Raw genomic sequence first — 18,832 nt, forward strand, 5'->3', positions numbered from 1 at the left:
AACACTCACACCCACACCCAAGATCGCTAACAATCCATCGGTGGATCCGGGCTCAGGTGGATGAAGGAGCCCTTCATCGAGCGCGGAAAATCAGGAGCGGTGTGGTCAAGAGGGCGGTCATCATGCCCGCGTGAACCTGCCGTACCGCTGGGATCTCGTCGCGCCCGACCAACTGGGGTCGTTGCTCGACGGCCTCGCCGTGCCGCCGGAACCGTGGTACCTCGAAGACCTGACCGAGTGCGCGGGAAAGGTGTTGGCGCGCAGCGGAAACGGCGACCTCGTCTTCGTCGGACGGTCGCTCGACTCGATGTTCGACCTCCTCAGCTCAGCGCTGCCGGACCGCAACCTCGCGCGGTTGCCGGTGTCGTTCCAGCGCGGACGAGCGATCGCCCACGCCGACGTCCCGCGCGCCCGCGAACTGGCCGCGGAGATCGGCATCACCCCGGCGTCGCTGGCCTGGCGCGACCGCCCGGTGACCTTCGTCGACGTGGTCTACCACGGCTCGACGTTCACGAAGCTCTTCACGCTGCTGGACGACTGGATCGCCGAGGAGCGCGAGACGCGGCCGGTGATCCGCCGCAAGCTGAGGTTCGTCGGTGTCACGCAGAGGACGAAGACGAGCCCGAACATCTGGCGCTGGCAGCAGCACACCGAGTGGACGCGGCGCCTCCCGGCCTCGGCGGTGGTGAACGTGTCGCTGCACGAGGTCGTCTGGTCCTACTTCGGTGACTATCAGAACAAGCTGACGTGGTCGTACCAGCTGCACCGGTGGCGGGAGTACCTGCACGAGGCCAAACACGACGAACGCACGCGAATGGCGTTGGCGGAGGCCGTGCACCTGGTGTCGCTCGGCCGCACCAGGGAGGTCCGGCGGATGATCGCGCGCGGGATCGACGGCGAGCCCGCGCTCTCCGAACCGTGGCTGCGCACGCTGTTCCGGCAGCTTTCATCCACCTCAGCACGCAACCCGCTCAGACGGTGTGCTCCATGACCATCATCGCGGTGGTCCCCGGCTCCAGCGCCTTGCAGACGTGCGGCAGGTCGCCGGGATAGACGATGTAGTCACCCGGCCCGAGCTCGATCGGGTCCTCCGCGAGCCCCGCCAGGCACCGCCCGGACGCGACGATCATGTGCTCCACGCTGCCCGGCACGTGCGGCTCCGACTCGCGGGCGCCGCCGGGTTCCAGTGCCAGCCAGTAGATGTCGTGTTTGGTGCCAGGACGGCAGGCCGCCAGCAGCGTGGCGGAGTAGTGCGCGCGCTCGGAGTGGATGACCGGGCCCTCGCCGGCGCGGATCACCTGGACGCGGGGCACGGCGGGTTCGACGAGGCGGCTGAACGGGACGCCCAGCGCCACGCCCAGTGCCCACAGGGTCTCCACGCTGGGGTTGCCGGCGCCGGACTCCAGCTGGGAGAGCGTCGACTTCGCGATGCCCGCCTTCTTGGCGACCTCGGAGAGCGACATGCCGGTGCGATCGCGCTCGCGCCGGAGGTTGGCCGCGATCAGGTCGAGTGGTGCGTTCGACACAGAAGTCCATCCGTTCGTCTTGACGAACACCCGTTCAAGTGTTCATCGTAATGGGTGATGCGTTCGATATGGCGAACTCTTGATGCCGTGCTTCTGCGTGACGTGGCCGCAGTCGCACTGGGTGCCGCGGTCACCGGTGCCTCCTTCGGCGCGATCTCGGTCGGCTCCGGCCTGCCGTGGTGGCTGCCGGTGCTGATGTCGGTGGCGATCTTCGCGGGTGGCTCGCAGTTCATGGCTGTGGGCATCGTCGCCGCTGGTGGCAGCCCTGCCGCCGCGGTGGTGGCCGGGCTCGTGCTCAACGCGCGGCACCTGCCGTTCGGGCTGGCGATCGGGGACGTTCTGGGCAAGAGCCCATTGGCGCGGGTCGTCGGCAGCCACCTGCTGATCGACGAGTCGACGGCCTTCGCGATGGCGCAGAAGGACCCGGCCAGGGCCCGCGCGGCGTACTGGGCGTGCGGCGTGGCGCTGTTCTTCAGCTGGAACACCGGTGTGCTCGTCGGCGCGCTCGCGGGGCAGGCGCTCGGCGATCCGTCGACGTTCGGGCTGGACGCGGCGTTCCCCGCCGCGATGCTCGCGCTCACCCTTCCGGCGCTGAAGGACGCGGCGACGCGCAAGGCGGCGCTCGTTGGTGCCGTGATAGCGCTCGCGACCACGCCGTTCCTGCCCGCGGGTGTGCCCGTGCTGCTCGCGCTCGCCGGTCTGTTCGTGTTCAAGACGAAGAAGGAGGAGCCGTGCCCGTCGCCGCAGTCCTGATCCTCGCCGCGGGGACGTTCGCGATCCGGTTCGCGGGACCGCTGCTGCGTGACCGCGTCACGCTGCCGGAGAAGGTCAACGAACTGATGACGGCCTCTGCGACCGTTTTGCTGCTCGCGCTGGTGGCGGTGTCGGCGTTGACGAACGGCAAGCAGTTCGGCGGCTGGGCATTGGCGATCGGCGTGCTGGTCGGCGGACTCGCCGCGTGGCGGAAGCTGCCGTTCGTCGCGGTGATCGTGCTGGCAGCGGCCACCACAGCGGGGCTGAGGCTCCTCGGGGTGGCGTGATGTCTCCGCAATAGGCGGCCGATGGGCGCCCGGCCTCAGATGGACCCATGGCTGCGAAACCTGGACTGGTCGGGCGGGACCGGGAGACGAATCAGCTGGCCGGCGCGCTGACCGCGGCGGCGGAGGGTGATGGCCACCTCGTGGTGGCCACCGGGGGATTGGGGGCTGGCAAGACGGCGCTGCTCACCGCCGCGCGGGACCTGGCGGCGCAGCGGGGGTTCACGGTGCTGGCGGCGCGGGGGAGCTATCTCGAACGGGAGCTGCCGTTCGGGCTGGTGAGCCGGTTGTTCGTCTGCGTGCCGCCGGGCGAGGAGGTGCAGCACCTGCCGCGCATCGCCGCCGCGCTGGGGCAGTCCGACACGCTCGCCGAGCCGGGGCCGGTGACGTTGCCCGAACTCCACGTTCTGCACCGCGCACTTGCGCGCATGGCCGCCGAACGGCCCGTCGCCGTCGTCGTCGACGACGCGCAGTGGGCGGACCAGCAGTCGTTGCAGTGGCTGAGCACCCTGCCGCACCGCATCGAGCACCTGCCGGTGTTCGCGCTGGCGGGGGTCGGCGCGGGCGAGGGCTGCACGGGACCGCAGACGCTGGAGGAGCTGCTCGCCGCGAGCACCACCGAGATCCGCCTGGACGCGCTGTCGTTCGACGGCGTGCGCGCGTTGGTCGAACAGGAGCTGGGGCAGCGCGTCGACGACGAGTTCGTCGCTCGCTGCCGTGCCGAGACCGGCGGGAACCCGTTGCTGCTGTTGCACCTCGTGCGCGCGTACACCGGTCATGTCGAGGGGCTCACCGCACCGGCGTTGCTGCCGACCGTCAACGTCCGGCTGCGTCGCCTCGCCCCGCACGCCCCCGACGCGCTGCACGCACTGGCCGTCCTGGGCGGCGAGGTGACGTTGGCCCGTGTCGCCGAGCTGATCGGCACCGAACCGTGCGAGCTCGCCGGAACCATCGCTTCGTTGCACCGCATGGGCTTGTTGTCGGCGGACGGCGCGTTGGTGCATCCGTTGCTGCGCAACACTTTGCGCGAAGAGCTGACCATCACCGAACGGCAGGACCTGCACGCCGCCGCGGCCCGGTTGCTGACCGAGACGGGCGCGTCGGCCGAGGCGGTTGCCGAGCACCTGGTCGAGACCCGGCCGCTGGGCGAGGAGTGGGTGACCGGCGTGCTGGTGTCCGCCGCAGGACGGGCCCGCGCGCGCAACCGGGTCGTCGACGCCGTCCGGTACCTGCGCCGGGCCATGGACGAACCCGGATCCGGTGAGCTGCTGGCGGAACTCGGCGAGGCCGAGTCCTATGTGGACGTCCCGGCGGCACTGGACCACCTGGGCGAGGCGGATCCCGCGCACCCCGCGCTGCCGGGGCTGCTGGCGTTGCTGGGGGAGGAGCCGGAGTTCGAGCCCGACGCGGTCGGCGACCCGGACGTCGTACCCGCCACGCCCGCCGAGTTCGACCCGCACCTGCGGGCACTCGCGTTCCTGAGGCAACGGGGTGAGCTGGCTGCTGCGTACGCCCGTGCGGACCGTGCGTTGACCATCGCGCGGAGGTGGCAGCACCGGCCGTGCATCGCGGCGGCACTCACGGCGCGGTCGGCCTGTCTGCGGGATCTCGGCCGGTTGGCGGGTGCGGAGTCCGACGCCCGCGAGGCGCTGGCGGTCCTGGAGAGCTGCGGCGCGGCCCGGATGTCGACGCCGGTCTTCGCCGCGCTGACCGAACTCTCGCTGGCGCTGCTGGACATGGACGAGGTGGACCTCGCCGCGCAGGTGTTCGAGGTCGTGCCGGGCGAGGTGCCCGACCTGTTCGGCGCACCCGCGCTGCTGGCGGCGCGCGGACGGGTGCGGATCGCGGCCGAGCGGCGCAAGGACGGCGTGCGGGACCTGCTGGACTGCGGTGAGCGGCTCCGTGCGCGCGGCCGTGACAGCACGTCGTGGCGGCTGCCGCTCGGGGGAGACCACCTCGTCGCGGAGGAGTCGCTGGCGCGGTCGACGGGTGCGGTGCTGCCGCTGGCGGCGGTGTTGCGGGAACAGGGCGTGCTCAAGGGCGTGGAAGGCATTGCGCTGCTGGAGGAATCGGTCGGGCTGCTGGCGGCGACGGGCGCGTTGCTGGAACGGGCCCGCAGCCACTTCGCGCTCGGCAGGGCACTGCACCTGGCCGGTCGCGTCAAGCCCGCCCGCGCCGAGCTCAGGATCGCCGTGGACCTCGCCGACGACTGCGGCGCGGAAAACCTCGGCGAGCAGATCCGGCAGGAGCTGGCCGCCGGACCCGCCGGACTGACCGAGTCAGAACGGCGGGTCGCGGCGCTGGCCGCCCAGGGCAAGATGAACAGGGAGATCGCGGCCGCGTTGTTCGTGCAGCTGCGGACCGTGGAGATCCACCTGACCAAGGTCTACCGCAAGCTCGGCATCGACGGCCGTGATCAGCTCGCCCCGGCGTTGCGGCTCGCCGGTTAGCGCTGCAGGGTCAGCAGGCCCGGCTTGTACGGCAGGAGGCCGTAGGCGATGCCGTCGGAGCTCGGGTCACGCCCTTGGTAGAGGAACTGCAGGTTGCAGGGGTCGATGGTCTTGGTCTGGTCGGGGTTGGTGCGCACGAGGTCGCCGTGGCTGATGTCGTTGGTCCAGGTGGCGCCGCTGTTGGCCTTGCCGGCGAACGGGTTGCTCTCGGTGGCGGCCTGCGGGGTCCACGTGCCGTTGAGGCTGGTGGCGGTGAACGAGCGGAAGAAGCGTCCCCTCGTCCCCTTCGCCTCGACGATCATGAGGTACTGGTTCTGGTCCTTGACCTTGTAGACCTCGACGGCCTCGAACAGGTTGGCCTCGGTGTCGCTCATGATCTTCGTGAAGCTCGCGCCGAAGCTGCCGGGGAAGTTCCCGATCGGCATGCTGGCCCGGTAGATGTTGCCGAGGTCGTCGGCGAAGAACAGGTACATGTTCGAGCCGTCGGCGATCAGCGTCTGGTCGATCGGCGCGCCCTGGGAGAGGGTGCCCGTGAACAGCTGCTGCTGCGCGGACCAGCTGTTGGGGTCGGCGGGGTTGGTGGAGGTGCGGTAGGAGAAGGTGTCGGGCCAGCCCCACTGGTAGGCCAGCACCCAGATGTTCTTCGGGGCGAAGTAGAACAGCGTCGGTGCGACGGCGCCGAACGACATCGAGTTCTGCGTCGCGGTGCCCATGTCGGACCAGCTCGTGAACGGGCTGAAGCTCATCGACTTCCAGGCGTCGCCGGTGTCGTGCGTCGTGGCGTAGACGAGGTGCTGGCCGTTGTACACGACGTTCGTGAAGTCCTTGAGCGAGACCCATCCTGCCTTCGGGTTCGCCAGCGGGCCGGTCGACGTCCAGCGGTACGTCGACGGCAGCGAGCAGGTGCCGGTGGTTCCGTCGACCCGGACGAGCTGCCACTGCTGGTTGCTGCCGTTCCAGTCGCTCCACTGCACCACGGCGGCGCCGTCGGCGGTCGAGCCGCCCTGCACCTCGACGGCCTTGCCGCTGTTGCGGTTGAGCAGCCGGACGTAGCCGCTGTCGGAGTCGGCGAGCCTGAACTGCTGGTTGGCGCCGCCGTTGTCGGCCCACTGCACGATGGCGGCGCCGTCGGCGGTCGAGGCGCCCTGCACGTCGGCGAGCTTGCCGGAGTGCCGCACGCGCAGCTTGTAGTAGCCGCTGCCCGCGTCGACGAACTGGAACTGCTGGTTGTTCGCGTTGGAGCGGCTCCACTGGACGAGCTTGGCGCCGTCGGTGGTGGACGCACCGCTGACGTCGAGCGCCTTGCCGCTGCCGCGGTTCAGCAGGACGTACCAGGCGCTGGTGTCGACCGTGGCGGCCGACGCCGTGGTGGGGACGACCGTGAGCAGACCGCCCACGACCGCTGCGGCTGCCGCGGCGGCCAGCCCGGACCGCCATCGGCGACGACTTCTGCTCGTAGTACGCGCAAACCCGACCGACATCGCGTGTTTTCCTTTCGCCACGTGGGGACACGCCGGTTTCAGGGCAGGCCGCATCGGCGCGCGGACCGACGGCGTCCGCGCACGCTCAACGGCCCGGCCTGCAGCGTGTTAGCGCTAACAATTTTGGGAACGAACCGGGCAGCAGTATTAGGGGATGTGAGGTGTAGGAGACTGTGAGCGATAACATCGATCGCGTCAAGATGTAACGCGCAGGTTTCCGGTGGATGGCCCAAGTGAGACGCCGAGTGGCGGCGAGGGGCCCCAACGGTCGTCGAGCGGCCTCCGCGGGCCTGGCTCAGTACTTGCGAACGTGCGAAAAGAGCAGATTCGTGTGCACCTCGGTCACCTCTCGGCGACTGGTGAATTTGTCGAGCACAAGTCGTTGCAGGTGGCCGACATCCGAAACTGCGACGTGCACCAAAAAATCCTCCGGGCCGGTCACGTGGGAGAGCGCAAGAGTTTCCGGCAGACTCAGCACGTAAGCCATGAACGGGTCCACGATCTCTTTTGTGTGCGGGCGGATCTTCAACGCGAGCATCGCCTGCACCGGCCGTCCGATCGCGCCGAGATCGATCTCCGCGTGATAGCCGGTGATCACTCCGCGCTCGCGCAGCGCCCGGTGCCGGACCACGGCCGTGGACTGCGCGATGTTCACGCGTTCGGCCAGGTCCTTGTTCTGCAGCCGCGCGTCCTTCCGCAGCTCCCGCACGATGGCCTCGTCGATCGAATCCAGCACGGCTTCTCTCCGTTCTGCCGAATCTGCTGCGGTTCGCCGCCCGTTCTGACGAGGAAGTCTCCACCATTCCGGCCATGACGCGCATCGAGACCATCGCAGTGCACGGCGGACGCGACGACCTCGCGGAACTCGGCGTGCACGCACCTCCCATCGACCTGTCCACCACCTACCCCGTGCCCGACCAGGCACTCGGCGGGGAAGCACTGGGTGAGTGGGCCACGGGCGCGGCACAGGCCTCGTCGCCGGTGTACGCGCGGCTGCACAACCCGACGGTCGCCCGGTTCGAGCAGGCGCTGGCCTCGCTGGAGCACACCGAGGCCGCCGTCGCGTTCGGCAGCGGCATGGCCGCGGTCACCGCGGTGATCCAGGCAGCGTGCGTGATGGCAGGAAAGCCGCACGTCGTGGCCGTGCGCCCGCTCTACGGCGGCACCGACCACCTGCTGTCGTCCGGTCTCCTTGGCGTCTCCACCACCTACGTCGAAGCAGGCCTGGTGTCCTCCGCGATCCGGCCGGACACCGGGCTGATCGTCGTCGAGACGCCGGCGAACCCGAACCTGGACCTGGTCGACATCTCCCACGTCGTGAGCCAGGCCGGTTCGGTGCCGGTGATGGTCGACAACACGTTCGCCACCCCGATCCTGCAGAACCCGGCGCTGCACGGCGCGGAGTACGTGCTGCACTCCGGCACGAAGTACCTCGGCGGGCACGGCGACGTGCTCGGCGGCGTCGTGGCCTGCTCGGACGCGCGGGCAGCGGCGTTGCGGCAGGTCCGGATCATCACCGGTGCCGTGCTGCACCCGCTGGGCGGTTACCTGCTGCACCGAGGCCTTTCGACGCTGCCGTTGCGCGTCGAGGCGGCTTCTCGGACCGCCTCGATCCTGGCTTCCCGGCTCGCCGAGCACGACGCCGTGGAGTTCGTGCGCTACCCGTCCGCGTCACTACAGATGCGGGGCACCGGCGCGATGATCGCGTTCGGCGTGCACGGCGACCCGACGTCGATCGTGCGGCGGCTGAAGCTGGTGACCCCGGCCGTGTCGCTGGGCTCGGTCGACACCCTGATCGAGCACCCGTGGGCGCTCACCCACCGGCTGGTACCCGGTGAGGAACTGCGTGCTTCGGGCGTTCCGGAGAATTTGCTGCGCATTTCCGTGGGACTCGAGCACGTCGAGGACATTTGGGACGACTTGAACTCGGCGTTGTGTGACGTCGATTACGTTAAGCCTTCCCCAAATGATTACTTGGTGATGACCGCCGCTCACTAAGGTCCCCCGCAACAGCGCGTCGGGGCGCGGGAGGTTCCGACGCGAGCATTTTTCCGTTTCGGAAGGAACCTCTTCGTGAGTTCTCTGGAAACTGATGCGGACGGCTACACCAAGGCGCTGAGCAAGCGTCAGGTGCAGATGATCGCCATCGGTGGCGCGATCGGCGTCGGCCTCTTCCTCGGCGCGGGCGGCCGCCTCGCCAAGGCGGGGCCGTCGCTGATCCTGGCCTACGCGGTGTGCGGTCTTGCGGCGTTCTTCGTCATGCGCGCGCTGGGCGAGCTCGTGCTGCACCGCCCGGTCGCCGGCAGCTTCGTGGAGTACGCCCGCGAGTTCATCGGCCCATGGGCGGGCTTCACGTCCGGCTGGATGTACTGGGTGAACTGGGCGATGACCGGTATCGCCGAGATCACCGCAGTCGCGATCTACATGCACAAGTGGTTCCCGGACCTGCCCCAGTGGGTCACCGCACTGGTCGCCCTGTTCGTGCTCATCGCGATCAACATGCTGTCGGTCAAGTTGTTCGGCGAGCTGGAGTTCTGGTTCTCCGTCATCAAGGTGACCGCGATCGTGGTCTTCCTCGTCACGGGCATCGGTCTGGTGATCGGTGCTGCCGACATCGGCGGCACCACCGCCTCGGTGAGCAACACCCTGGGCCACGGCGGCCTGTTCCCGGCCGGCTTCGGCGTCGCCCTGATGACCCTGCAGGCCGTCGTCTTCGCCTACTCGGCCATCGAGCTCGTGGGTATCGCCGCCGGTGAGACCAAGAACCCCGAGAAGATCATGCCGCGCGCCATCAACGGCGTCGTCTACCGGATCGCGGTCTTCTACGTCGGTTCCGTGCTGCTGCTGACGATGCTGCTGCCGTGGGACCACTACACCGGTGCTGAATCGCCGTTCGTGACCGTGTTCTCGGCGCTGGGCATTCCGGCGGTCGGCGACATCATGAACGCCGTGGTGCTGACGGCCGCGCTGTCGTCGTGCAACTCGGGCCTCTACTCCACCGGCCGCATCCTGCGGTCGCTGGCGCAGAAGGGCGAGGCGCCCGCGTTCACCGGTCGCATGAACTCCCGGCACGTGCCGTACGGCGGCATCCTGTTCACCGGTGTCGCGTACCTCTTCGGTGTGGTGCTCAACTACATCGTGCCCAAGGAGGCCTTCGACATCGCGATCGCCATCGCGTCGCTGGGCGTCGTGTCGACGTGGGCCACGCTGATCATCTGCCAGATGAGGTTGCGGCAGAAGGCGTTGAAGGGCGAGATCGAACGGCCGTCCTACCGGATGCCGGGTGCCCCCTACACCTCGTGGCTGACGCTCGCGTTCCTCGCGCTGGTGATCGGGCAGATGGCGTTCTCCGACGGTGAGGCCGAACGGATCGCGTTCTGGTCGATCCCGGTGCTCGCGCTGGTGCTGTTCCTGGGCTGGCGCTTCGTGAAGTCGCGCCAGACCGCCGCGGCGCAGCAGGAGCTCGTTTCCGTCGACTGACTCGGGTGCTCCTGGGGACCTCCTCGACCACTGTTCCCGCGGTGGGCGAGGAGGTCCTTTCGTGGTGGCTGACTCGGATCCGGCGATCCGGTGGCAGGTGCTGCGCGGTTGAGTGTCACCCGGTCGGGCGGCTGGAAACGCGGCGCGCGGCGGGTCGGAGCAGCCTTGTTCCATGACGACGAGCCACCTGGAACATGCCGGTCACTCCCACGTCCACGGCGAGGGCTGCGGCCACGTCGGAGTGCCGCACCGCGACCACGTCGACTACGTGCACGACGGCCATCTGCACCGCGAGCACGACGGTCACTTCGACGAGTGCGAGCCGGAAGGTCACAACGAGCACGGCGCACACACCCACGCACACGGCGACGGATGCGGCCACGTGGCCGTCCCGCACGCCGACCACGTCGACTACGTGCACGACGGGCATCGGCACGCGGTCCACGACGGGCACTACGACGAGCACTGAGCGCAGAACTTGCGGACGCGCCCGCCGCGTCGCCGCAGACCCGTCATGAACGGCGCTTTTGTGCACCTCAGGTGCACAAAAGCGCCGTTCATCGACGGCGAGCTCCCCGTGGGAGATAGGGGACCGGGTGGGCCGTCGAGCACCTCAAATATGCTGGTGAGCATGGTTGTCACCGCCCCACCCGTCATCGGCGTGCTCGCCCTCCAGGGCGACGTCCAGGAGCACCTCGTCTCGCTCGCCAAGTGCGACGTCACCGCACGCCCCGTCCGCCGCCCGGAAGAGCTCGACGAGCTGGACGGCATCGTCATCCCCGGCGGAGAGTCGACGACCATCAGCAAGCTGCTCGACAACTTCGAGCTGCTCGAGCCGCTGCGCGCCAAGATCAAGTCGGGCTTCCCGGCGTACGGGTCGTGCGCGGGCATGATCCTGCTGGCCAACAACGTGCTCGACGGCCGTGAGGACCAGCACCAGCTCGGCGGCCTCGACGTCACCGTGCGGCGCAACGCGTTCGGGCGGCAGATCGACTCGTTCGAAACCGATCTTGATCTGGCCGGCGAGACCGTTCACGCCGTGTTCATCCGCGCACCGTGGGTGGAGGCGGTGAGCGGCGACGTCGAGGTCCTCGCTACGGTGCCTGTTACGGCTGAGGCGGGGGATGCCGCCGGTAGGATCGTCGCGGTCAGGCAGGGCAACGTGCTGGCGACGGCGTTCCACCCGGAGCTCACGGGCGACGAGCGCGTTCACCGCCTGTTCGTTGACATGGTCCGAGGTTCGACGGAGGAGAAATGAGCGGCCACTCAAAGTGGGCGACCACCAAGCACAAGAAGGCCGCTATTGACGCCAAGCGCGGCAAGCTCTTCGCGCGGCTGATCAAGAACATCGAGGTCGCTGCCCGCACCGGCGGCGGCGACCCGGACGGCAACCCCACGCTCTACGACGCGATCCAGAAGGCCCGCAAGAACTCGGTGCCGCTCGACAACATCGAGCGCGCCCGCAAGCGCGGCGGCGGCGAGGAAGCCGGCGGCGCCGACTGGCAGACGATCATGTACGAGGGCTACGGCCCCAACGGTGTCGCGGTGCTCATCGAGTGCCTCACGGACAACCGCAACCGCGCCGCCACCGAGGTCCGCACGGCGATGACGCGCAACGGCGGCTCGATGGCCGACCCCGGTTCGGTGTCGTACATGTTCAGCCGCAAGGGCGTCGTGATCGTGCCGAAGGCGGGCACCACCGAGGACGACGTGATGATGGCCGTCCTGGAAGCCGGCGCCGAGGAGGTCAACGACCTCGGCGAGTCGTTCGAGGTCGTGTCCGAGGCCGGTGACCTGATCCCGGTCCGCAAGGCGCTGCAGGACGCGGGCATCGACTACGAGTCGGCCGAGTCCAGCTTCATGCCGTCGGTCACGGTGCAGCTCGAGGCAGAGGGCGCCAAGAAGATCTTCAAGCTGATCGACGCGCTGGAGGACTGCGACGACGTGCAGAACGTCTTCGCGAACTTCGACGTGTCGGACGAGGTCATGGCCGAGGTCGGCTGACGCCTGATCGTTCGGGAACGCCGGTCGCGCCTTCGGGTGTGGCCGGCGTTTCGCGTTCAAGCTGCGCGGTGGTCCCGGCGAACGACATCCAGGAACGCCGACCACGCATCGGCCGAGACAGGCAGGTGGGTGGTCGGTGCCTTGCTGTCGCGGATGCCAACGCCACGACCGATCTCGACGCAGTTGTCGCCGTCGCCGCTGTAGCTGCTCTTGCGCCAGTTGGTCATTGGAGGCCCTCCAAGATGCTGTTGATCACCTCCCTCGATCCTGCCTCATCCAGCGCAACGGTCGCGAGGTCCTTCAGGACGTTCTCGTAGAGGTCGACGGTCTCCTTGTCGTCAAAGAACAGGGAGCATCTGAGGCTCTCGACGTAAACCATGGACGGATACTTCGGAAACCTCATCAGCCGGAAGTCGCCGGACGCACCCGCGTGGACGCCGATCGACCGGGGCACGATCCGGATGGTGATGTAGGGCCGCACCGAAAGTTGCAGCAGGTGGACCAGCTGGGAACGCCACACGTCGAGGCCGCCGACCGGCAGCCACAGTGCCTGCTCGTGCACGTAGAAGGTGAACTTCCGGCTGCCTTCGAGGATCTTCCCCCGCGCGGCCCGCGCGGCCACGGTCGCCGCCCTGTTGTCCGCCGAGACGGTCTGCGCCTTGGCGGTGACGGCCTCGATGTACTCGTGGATCTGGAGCAGGCCGGGCACCAGGATCATCGACCAGCAGATGATCTCGTTGGCTTCCTTCTCGTGCTCGATCAGCGTGCGAACCTGGTCCGGCACACCGTCCGCGGGAATCTGCAGCCAGACCTTTCCCGACTCCCGGAAAAGCGCGAGCAGGTGTTCCCGTTCAGCAACGGGCGCGCGGCAGTACGCGAGCAGTTCGCGCACTTCCGTCTCGGTGCACCCGCCTTTCCCGGCGAGCAGGTCCGAGATCTTGGCTTCCTGCCAGCCGAGCAGCTCGGCGAGTCTGCGCTGGGTGAGGCCGGTCCGTTCGATGACCTTGCGGACGCCGTTTCCGAACTCGCGGCCCACCACGCTGGATGACCTCTTGGGCATGGAGGAACGCTAGGAGCCGAACCGGGCGGAACTCCATCGTTTCGCGCCAAATCTGCCTGAAGGTGGGAGCTTTGGAGCAGCTCTAAGCCTTGCAATGGCACGGAAAACGTGCCGTAGGGTGGATGTCGTGCTTTCCGACGAAGACATCGAACTGCGTGCCCGGCTGCTCTCCGCCGCCGACCGGCACGGCCACACCAACATCGTCGTGAACCCGGACGCCGAAGGCGCGGGATACGTGTTCTCGGTGGGGGCGTGGCGGCGGTTCGGGGTCGCGGAGGCCGTCGTGATCGGGCTGCCGCAGGGCATGGGCGAGAACCTGATCAACCTCTACGTGCAACGCGCGAGTGGCGGCGAGCGGTTCGTGCCGGGACAGCTCTACTACGGGTTCTTCGAGGGTGTGCCGGTCACGTTCGAGCGGGTGTACAAGGGTTTCTACCCCGAGTTCTTCGGCAGCGCGTACCTGCTCTACGACGGGTCGGACTTCGCGGCCGTGCAGATCATCGTGCCGACGCCGCAGGGGCATTGGCCGTGGCAGCCCGACGCGCCGGAGGGGTTCCACGATCACCAGCTGATCCTCACCGAGAGCGGGCTGCCGGAGAGCTGGACGCCAGGAGTCACCGGGCCGTGAACATCAGACCGCTCACGGCGGAGCACGCCGGCGAGGTCATTACGATCCAGCGCGCCGCCTACCTCCAGGAGGCCCGCCGGTACGGGGCGTGGGACCTGCCGCCGCTGGTCGAGACGCTCGACGAGATCTCCGACCACCTGCGGGACGGCACGCCCGCGCTGGGGGCGTTCGACGGGCCGCGGCTCGTGGGGTCGGTGCGCAGCCGGATCGACGGCGACCGCATGGAGGTGGCCCGGTTGTCGGTGGCGCCCGACGTGCAGGGCGCCGGCGTCGGCAGGCGGTTGCTCGAAGCGATCAGCGCGCAGGCGCCCGCGGAGATCACGGTCGTCTGGCTCTTCACGGGTGCCGAGAGCGACGGGAACCTCAGATTCTACGAGAGCGCCGGGTTCGTTCGAGCCGCTGAACACCTGGACGCCGTCGGCATCAGGTGCGTCACACTGGAGAAGAAGGTCATCTCGCGTTCAGGGGCCGGTCACGAGACCCTGGCAGGGTTCTGACCTGGTTCACCCACGACCACTCACCGGTGCGGACGTCGATCACACGTCGGCTGATCCGTCCGGCACCCACTGGCCCCGGCGCATCCTGCGGCGGGGCCAGTGCGTGTTCGAGGCCGAAACGTTGTCCGGAGGTCGTTGTCCGGTGCACACGCTCCGACACCGGACAACGATCACCCTGTAGAAAGGCGGTGCGGCCGGCCAGTCCGGGGGGATCTGGGAGGCCGCGACCGGGGGAGGAGCGCCCCGCCTCGCAGGAGGCAGAGGGGGATGCGAAGCGGGGCGCTTCAAGTACGACCGGCCGATCAGTTCTCGTTCAGGAACTTCTGCGCCAGGGCCTCACCCTGGGAGACGGCCTTGCCGTGGTCCTCGATCGGGGACACCTTCGAGTTCTTGAAGTAGAGGTAGTGCACCGGGCCGTCGGTGCCGCCGTTCTTCGGGTTCGGGTTGATGCCCAGCGTCACCGCGGACGCGTAGGACGCCTCACCGATGATGTTCGACGGCCCCGTGTCGCCGACGACGGCGTAGTCGACCCTGTTGTTGTAGATGACGGCGACGACCCCGCCGCCCTGGATGCCGTGCTTGCGGTAGTCCCAGGTGCCGCTGGGGCTGGGCACGACCACGTACGGGAGCTTGTCCGCGACCAGCGGCTTGCCCTTCGAGTCGTGGAAGGCGGTGTCGGGTTGGAACCACGGGTCGGTGTTCTTGTTGCACTTCGTGGTCGGCTGGCCATCGCAGTCGATGTCCATGTCGGCCTTGTACCAGACGGCGCCGTTCTTGCCGCAGACCGGGATGGTCGCGGCGGTCTCGGTGTCGGTGCGGTACTTGCCGTTCGAGATCTGCTGGCACGACGTGAGCTTGGCCAGCAGCTGCGCGGCGGTGGGGCCCGCGGCCTGGGCGGCGGGGGAGGCCAGGACGGAAGCCACGAGTGCGGACACAGCGAGAAGCCCTGGGGCGAGCTTGCGCATTGCCACCTCTTTCGACAGGTAACTTTCCTGACTGAAAGCGGCGGTAGCGTTACTGTGCGCAACCTAGGTTGCGGGTGTCAAGACGCTAGGGCTTACGTCCCAGAAGTCCTATCAGTCGTGTTTGGTCGTCCGCGTCCGGCGCGACCGGAACCGGTGAGTCGAACATCGAAGTCCCGCTCCACTGGTCGACGTTCTGCTCCACGTACTTCAGAACCGTCGAGGCCAGGTCGGGGTCCAGCTGCTCGTCGGCACCGATCGACCGCGCCAGATCCCACGCGTGCACGGCGAGGTCCGTGGTCATCTGCCAGCAGTACTCCTCGGCGGAGATCACGCCGGACGACACGTGCACCCGCTTCGACAACGCCGACGGCTCCAGCCACGCCTCGCGCGCCGCCGCGGCCGCGACCACCCACGACACCAGCGGGTCGTCGCCCAGGTTGTCGTGGTCGAAGCGGTCGCCCACCTGGTGCACGGTGCAGCCGGCCAGCAGCTCCGGTGCCCAGAGCTGCTCGTAGACCAGGTGCCCGACCAGGTCTCTGACCGACCACTCCCGGCAGGGCGTGCCGAGCGCCCACTGATCCGGTGCGATCGCGCGCACCCGCTTGTCGAACTCCGTCATCGCCAGTCCGTGCGCTTGGATCAAGTCCACCCCAGCAGTGCATCAAATCCCGCTCAATTACGCACCCCGGCGAGAGAGTTGGGCCACTCAGACGCAACCCCGGCTGCAAACCGTACGAGCGTTCGGCGTAATGTGCGCCGAACCCCCGCCGTGACATCGTTGACACGAGAGGACGATGACGTGAGCGCCCCTAGCGCCAGCATCTCCGAGCAGGACAAGGGTTTCTTCGGTCACCCCCGAGGCCTGTCCACGCTCTTCTTCACCGAACTCTGGGAACGGTTCTCGTTCTACGGGATGAAGGCCATCCTCGGCCTCTACCTGTGGACGGCGGTGTCCGAGGGTGGCCTGGGCGTCGACAAGGCGCTGGCCCTGTCCGTCGTCGCCATCTACGGCACCGCCGTGTACATGTCCGGTGTGGCGGGCGGCTGGCTCGCGGACCGCGTGTTCGGCGGCCAGCGCGCCACGTTCTACGGCGGCGTGCTGATCATGTGCGGCCACATCGCGCTGGCGCTGCCGATCGGGATCGCGGGCGTGTACCTGGGCCTGGTCTTCATCGTCCTCGGCACGGGTCTGCTCAAGCCGAACATCTCGACCGTCGTCGGCGGCCTCTACGAGCAGCACGACACGCGTCGCGACGCGGGCTTCACGATCTTCTACATGGCGATCAACATCGGTGGCTTCGTGTCGCCGCTGATCACCGGCGCGCTGGCGGACGGCATCAGCTTCCACGCGGGCTTCGCGGTCGCCGCGATCGGCATGGCGCTCGGCCTGATCCAGTACCGCCTCGGCCGCAAGCATCTGCGCGGTTCCGCCGCGGTGGCGCCGAACCCGTTGCCAGAGCAGGAGAAGGGCCGCGTCTACGGCCTCATCGCCGCCGTCGTCGTCGCGATCGGCGTGCTGGGTGTGGTGTCGTACTTCCTCGGTGGCGTCGAGGGCGTCATCCTGATGATCAGCGTCATGTCGATCGTCCTGCCGATCACGTACTTCACCGTGATGCTGCGCAGCAAGAAGACGCTGCCGGTGGAGAAGCCGCGCGTGCTCGCCTACATCCCGCTGTTCGTCGCGGCCGCGATGTTCTGGCTGATCTTCGAGCAGAGCGCCTCTGTCATCGCGGAGTTCGCCGACTCGCACGTCGACAACCACGTGTTCGGCTGGGAGTTCCCGGTCGCGTGGTTCCAGTCGATCAACCCGATCATGATCATCGTGCTGGCGCCGGTGTTCGCGTGGCTGTGGCTGAAGCTCGCCGACCGCGCGCCGTCCACGCCGCGCAAGTTCGCCGGTGCGCTGGTGCTCGTCGGTCTGTCGTTCGTGCTCATGTACTTCGCGAGCAACTCGGCCGCCGACGGCAAGGTGACGCCGCTCTGGCTGATCGTGATGTTCCTGATCATGACCTGCGGTGAGCTGATGCTGTCGCCGGTCGGTCTCTCGGTCACGACGAAGCTGGCGCCCAAGGCGTTCGCGTCGCAGACGATGAGCCTGTGGTTCCTCGCGGTCTCGGCCGGCACGGGGGTGGCCGCGCAGCTCGTGAAGTTCTACACGACGAGCCCGTCGGCGTACTTCTTCACGCTGGGCGGCGCGGCGGTCGTGCTCGGCGTCGCGCTGGCCGTGGCGGCTCCGGCGATCCGCAAGCTGATGGCGGGCGTCGAGTAAAAGCCTTGGAACAAGGCGAGAGGGAGGCCCGTCGCGGCGGCGGTGCGGCGGGTCTCCCTCTCGCCTTCAAGGATGCACTACGCAGATGTGTCATTGGGGTACGAACATTGCTCCAGCCGGGTGAAGTCGAGCACGTGTTGCGACGGATTTCGCCCCACGTCAGCTGTTCTTCACGGCCAGTGACCGTTTGGTCTCGTTCGCCCGCACCGGAAGTCGCAACGCGCCGCGAATCAGCTTCGACTTCCTGCGCGCCACCGGTCCGTCGGGCGCGAGGTCCGGGAACCGCTTGAACAGCTCGTGCAACGCGATCGCGCCCTCGATCCGCGAGAGCCCCGCGCCGATGCAGTAGTGGATGCCCGCGGAGAACGCCAGGTGCTCGCGCGCGTTGGACCGCGTCGGGTCGAACTTCAGCGGGTCGGGGAACACCCGCGGGTCCCGGTTCGCCGCCGCCAGCAGGAGCATCACCGGCATGCCCTTCGGCAACGTGACCCCGGCCAGTTCGAGACGGTCCTTCGCCCACCGGATCGTGTACTGCACCGGCGGGTCGAGCCGCAGCACCTCCTCGACGAATCCCTCGGCGTACTCGGGACTCTGCGCGAGCGGCGCGACGGTGTGCGGGTTCTCGAAGGCTTTGAGGACACCGTTGCCGATGAGGTTGACCGTCGTCTCGAACCCGGCGAACAACAACAACCCGCTCGTGGCAACGAGATCCTCGCGGCTGAGGTCCGCGTGCTGTGTCACCAGGTGGCTGACGATGTCGTCCTTGGGGTTGCGGCGGCGCTCGTCCATCAACCCGTCGATGAAGTCGTTGTACTCGATGATGGTGGCGTGCAGGTTCTTCAGCTGCTTGTACGACCACACGCCGTCGAGCGTCTCCGCGAGCGCACTGCCCCATCGGGCAAATGTGGCCTTGTCGTCGTCGGGCACCCCGAGCAGGTCCGCGATGACCTGGATCGGCACCTGAGCGGCGAACTCGGTGACGACGTCGAACCTGCCGTCGAGCCGGTCGAGGTAGTCGGTGACGATCTTCTGGATCGACGCGGTGCGGTCCTTCAGCGCCCGCGGCGTGAAGAACGGCTGGACCAGCTTGCGCAGCCGCGTGTGGTGGGGCGGGTTCATCATCAGGAACGAGTCCTGCACCGGGTTGACGATCTTCTCGCCGTCCTTGACCAGCGTGATCGGCACCATCGACGCCTCGTCGAAGGTTGCGGTGATGAACCTGTTGTCCCGCAGGACCGAATTGCAGATCTCGTGCGACGGGCTGACGTACGCGCCCATCTTGCTGCGGACCATGTCGCCTTGCGCGCGCACCTTCTCGTACATGGCGTACGGGTCGCGGTCGGGCGGAGAGACGATCACTCGCGCGTACGGGTCACCTAGATGGTTGATTCCAAGGGGTAGGCCTGGGTCCAGGCATGGGACGAGGGTGTCCATG

Annotated in this window: 20 protein-coding genes; 12 read left to right on the forward strand and 8 right to left on the reverse strand. The window is 68.1% G+C overall.

The genetic code is table 11. The features are described 5' to 3' along the window. Positions 1–130 precede the first annotated feature (130 nt). A complete protein-coding gene (locus IEZ09_RS43925) occupies positions 131–991 on the forward strand; it encodes a hypothetical protein (protein ID WP_229813477.1) in 861 nt (286 codons plus the stop codon). Here the strand turns inward: IEZ09_RS43925 and IEZ09_RS43930 are convergent. Next, positions 972–1,526, reverse strand: a complete 555-nt coding sequence (locus tag IEZ09_RS43930; RefSeq protein ID WP_229813478.1) for a helix-turn-helix domain-containing protein — start codon at positions 1,524–1,526, stop codon at positions 972–974. The genes IEZ09_RS43925 and IEZ09_RS43930 overlap by 20 nt on opposite strands. Positions 1,527–1,583: 57 nt before the next feature. Here IEZ09_RS43930 and IEZ09_RS43935 point away from each other — a divergent pair, with 57 nt between their 5' ends. From IEZ09_RS43935 to IEZ09_RS43945, 3 genes are read left to right on the forward strand one after another with little or no spacing between them, the layout of a single operon-like run. Further along, complete coding sequence (locus tag IEZ09_RS43935; RefSeq protein WP_189259805.1) at positions 1,584–2,279, forward strand: AzlC family ABC transporter permease; 696 nt, start codon at positions 1,584–1,586, stop codon at positions 2,277–2,279. After that, positions 2,258–2,566, forward strand: coding sequence for an AzlD domain-containing protein (locus tag IEZ09_RS43940; RefSeq protein ID WP_189259806.1), 309 nt, complete (start codon positions 2,258–2,260; stop codon positions 2,564–2,566). The genes IEZ09_RS43935 and IEZ09_RS43940 overlap by 22 nt, the downstream gene beginning before the upstream one ends. 47 nt (positions 2,567–2,613) lie before the next feature. Then, positions 2,614–5,013, forward strand: coding sequence for a helix-turn-helix transcriptional regulator (locus tag IEZ09_RS43945; protein WP_189259807.1), 2,400 nt, complete (start codon positions 2,614–2,616; stop codon positions 5,011–5,013). Here the strand turns inward: IEZ09_RS43945 and IEZ09_RS43950 are convergent. Together IEZ09_RS43950 and IEZ09_RS43955 are read right to left on the reverse strand one after the other, a co-directional pair. Then, entirely contained in the window at positions 5,010–6,494 is a 1,485-nt protein-coding gene (locus IEZ09_RS43950; protein ID WP_189259808.1) for a non-reducing end alpha-L-arabinofuranosidase family hydrolase, read from the reverse strand. The genes IEZ09_RS43945 and IEZ09_RS43950 overlap by 4 nt on opposite strands. 295 nt (positions 6,495–6,789) lie before the next feature. Then, a complete protein-coding gene (locus tag IEZ09_RS43955; protein WP_189259809.1) occupies positions 6,790–7,230 on the reverse strand; it encodes an Lrp/AsnC family transcriptional regulator in 441 nt (146 codons plus the stop codon). A 74-nt stretch (positions 7,231–7,304) separates the two neighbouring features. On the opposite strand from IEZ09_RS43955, the gene IEZ09_RS43960 reads away from it, so the two are divergent. From IEZ09_RS43960 to IEZ09_RS43980, 5 genes are all read left to right on the forward strand, one after another. Continuing rightward, positions 7,305–8,492 carry a trans-sulfuration enzyme family protein gene (locus IEZ09_RS43960; RefSeq protein WP_189259810.1) on the forward strand — a complete coding sequence of 396 codons (1,188 nt, stop codon included), beginning with the start codon at positions 7,305–7,307 and terminating at the stop codon, positions 8,490–8,492. A gap of 138 nt (positions 8,493–8,630) precedes the next feature. Next, positions 8,631–9,974, forward strand: coding sequence for an amino acid permease (locus IEZ09_RS43965; protein WP_189259823.1), 1,344 nt, complete (start codon positions 8,631–8,633; stop codon positions 9,972–9,974). 172 nt (positions 9,975–10,146) lie between these two features. Further along, a complete protein-coding gene (locus IEZ09_RS43970; protein WP_189259811.1) occupies positions 10,147–10,443 on the forward strand; it encodes a hypothetical protein in 297 nt (98 codons plus the stop codon). Between the two features lie 162 nt (positions 10,444–10,605). Beyond that, positions 10,606–11,232 (forward strand): pyridoxal 5'-phosphate synthase glutaminase subunit PdxT, encoded by a 627-nt coding sequence (gene pdxT / locus IEZ09_RS43975; protein WP_189259812.1) that lies wholly within the window; start codon positions 10,606–10,608, stop codon positions 11,230–11,232. Further along, complete coding sequence (locus tag IEZ09_RS43980; RefSeq protein ID WP_189259813.1) at positions 11,229–11,978, forward strand: YebC/PmpR family DNA-binding transcriptional regulator; 750 nt, start codon at positions 11,229–11,231, stop codon at positions 11,976–11,978. Before pdxT ends, IEZ09_RS43980 begins: the two co-directional genes overlap by 4 nt. Before the next feature lie 56 nt (positions 11,979–12,034). On the opposite strand, the gene IEZ09_RS43985 is transcribed toward IEZ09_RS43980, so the two are convergent. Further along, positions 12,035–12,205, reverse strand: coding sequence for a DUF397 domain-containing protein (locus IEZ09_RS43985; protein WP_189259814.1), 171 nt, complete (start codon positions 12,203–12,205; stop codon positions 12,035–12,037). Then, positions 12,202–13,038 (reverse strand): helix-turn-helix domain-containing protein, encoded by an 837-nt coding sequence (locus IEZ09_RS43990; RefSeq protein ID WP_189259815.1) that lies wholly within the window; start codon positions 13,036–13,038, stop codon positions 12,202–12,204. The genes IEZ09_RS43985 and IEZ09_RS43990 overlap by 4 nt, the downstream gene beginning before the upstream one ends. A gap of 127 nt (positions 13,039–13,165) precedes the next feature. Between IEZ09_RS43990 and IEZ09_RS43995 the strand changes: the two genes are divergently transcribed. Further along, a complete protein-coding gene (locus IEZ09_RS43995; RefSeq protein WP_370467807.1) occupies positions 13,166–13,666 on the forward strand; it encodes a DUF4262 domain-containing protein in 501 nt (166 codons plus the stop codon). Further along, positions 13,663–14,163 (forward strand): GNAT family N-acetyltransferase, encoded by a 501-nt coding sequence (locus tag IEZ09_RS44000; protein WP_189259817.1) that lies wholly within the window; start codon positions 13,663–13,665, stop codon positions 14,161–14,163. Before IEZ09_RS43995 ends, IEZ09_RS44000 begins: the two co-directional genes overlap by 4 nt. A 302-nt stretch (positions 14,164–14,465) precedes the next feature. Here the strand turns inward: IEZ09_RS44000 and IEZ09_RS44005 are convergent, their stop codons facing one another. Together IEZ09_RS44005 and IEZ09_RS44010 are read right to left on the reverse strand one after the other, a co-directional pair. After that, a complete protein-coding gene (locus IEZ09_RS44005; protein ID WP_189259818.1) occupies positions 14,466–15,128 on the reverse strand; it encodes a glycoside hydrolase family 75 protein in 663 nt (220 codons plus the stop codon). Positions 15,129–15,213: 85 nt separating this feature from the next. Next, the gene (locus tag IEZ09_RS44010) at positions 15,214–15,747 is read right to left on the reverse strand and encodes a TIGR03086 family metal-binding protein (protein ID WP_189259819.1); all 534 of its coding nucleotides are present in this window, start codon (positions 15,745–15,747) and stop codon (positions 15,214–15,216) included. A 180-nt stretch (positions 15,748–15,927) separates the two neighbouring features. On the opposite strand from IEZ09_RS44010, the gene IEZ09_RS44015 reads away from it, so the two are divergent. Next, on the forward strand, positions 15,928–17,397 hold the full coding sequence (locus IEZ09_RS44015; protein ID WP_189259820.1) for a peptide MFS transporter: 1,470 nt from the start codon (positions 15,928–15,930) through the stop codon (positions 17,395–17,397). A 159-nt stretch (positions 17,398–17,556) separates the two neighbouring features. Here the strand turns inward: IEZ09_RS44015 and IEZ09_RS44020 are convergent, their stop codons facing one another. After that, complete coding sequence (locus IEZ09_RS44020) at positions 17,557–18,756, reverse strand: cytochrome P450 (RefSeq protein ID WP_189259821.1); 1,200 nt, start codon at positions 18,754–18,756, stop codon at positions 17,557–17,559. Positions 18,757–18,832: the final 76 nt, after the last annotated feature.

This window comes from Lentzea flava (assembly GCF_014648475.1).
Taxonomy (GTDB): Bacteria; Actinomycetota; Actinomycetes; order Mycobacteriales; family Pseudonocardiaceae; genus Lentzea; species Lentzea flava.

Bases quoted from the DNA above. Each gene is read 5' to 3' on its own strand.
- IEZ09_RS43935 (WP_189259805.1), top strand. From the start codon at position 1,584: ATGCGTTCGATATGGCGAACTCTTGATGCCGTGCTTCTGCGTGACGTG.
- IEZ09_RS43945 (WP_189259807.1), top strand. From the start codon at position 2,614: ATGGCTGCGAAACCTGGACTGGTCGGGCGGGACCGGGAGACGAATCAG.
- IEZ09_RS43950 (WP_189259808.1), bottom strand. From the start codon at position 6,494: ATGTCGGTCGGGTTTGCGCGTACTACGAGCAGAAGTCGTCGCCGATGG.
- IEZ09_RS43960 (WP_189259810.1), top strand. From the start codon at position 7,305: ATGACGCGCATCGAGACCATCGCAGTGCACGGCGGACGCGACGACCTC.
- IEZ09_RS43965 (WP_189259823.1), top strand. From the start codon at position 8,631: ATGATCGCCATCGGTGGCGCGATCGGCGTCGGCCTCTTCCTCGGCGCG.
- IEZ09_RS43970 (WP_189259811.1), top strand. From the start codon at position 10,147: ATGACGACGAGCCACCTGGAACATGCCGGTCACTCCCACGTCCACGGC.
- pdxT (WP_189259812.1), top strand. From the start codon at position 10,606: ATGGTTGTCACCGCCCCACCCGTCATCGGCGTGCTCGCCCTCCAGGGC.
- IEZ09_RS43980 (WP_189259813.1), top strand. From the start codon at position 11,229: ATGAGCGGCCACTCAAAGTGGGCGACCACCAAGCACAAGAAGGCCGCT.
- IEZ09_RS43985 (WP_189259814.1), bottom strand. From the start codon at position 12,205: ATGACCAACTGGCGCAAGAGCAGCTACAGCGGCGACGGCGACAACTGC.
- IEZ09_RS43990 (WP_189259815.1), bottom strand. From the start codon at position 13,038: ATGCCCAAGAGGTCATCCAGCGTGGTGGGCCGCGAGTTCGGAAACGGC.
- IEZ09_RS44005 (WP_189259818.1), bottom strand. From the start codon at position 15,128: ATGCGCAAGCTCGCCCCAGGGCTTCTCGCTGTGTCCGCACTCGTGGCT.
- IEZ09_RS44010 (WP_189259819.1), bottom strand. From the start codon at position 15,747: ATGACGGAGTTCGACAAGCGGGTGCGCGCGATCGCACCGGATCAGTGG.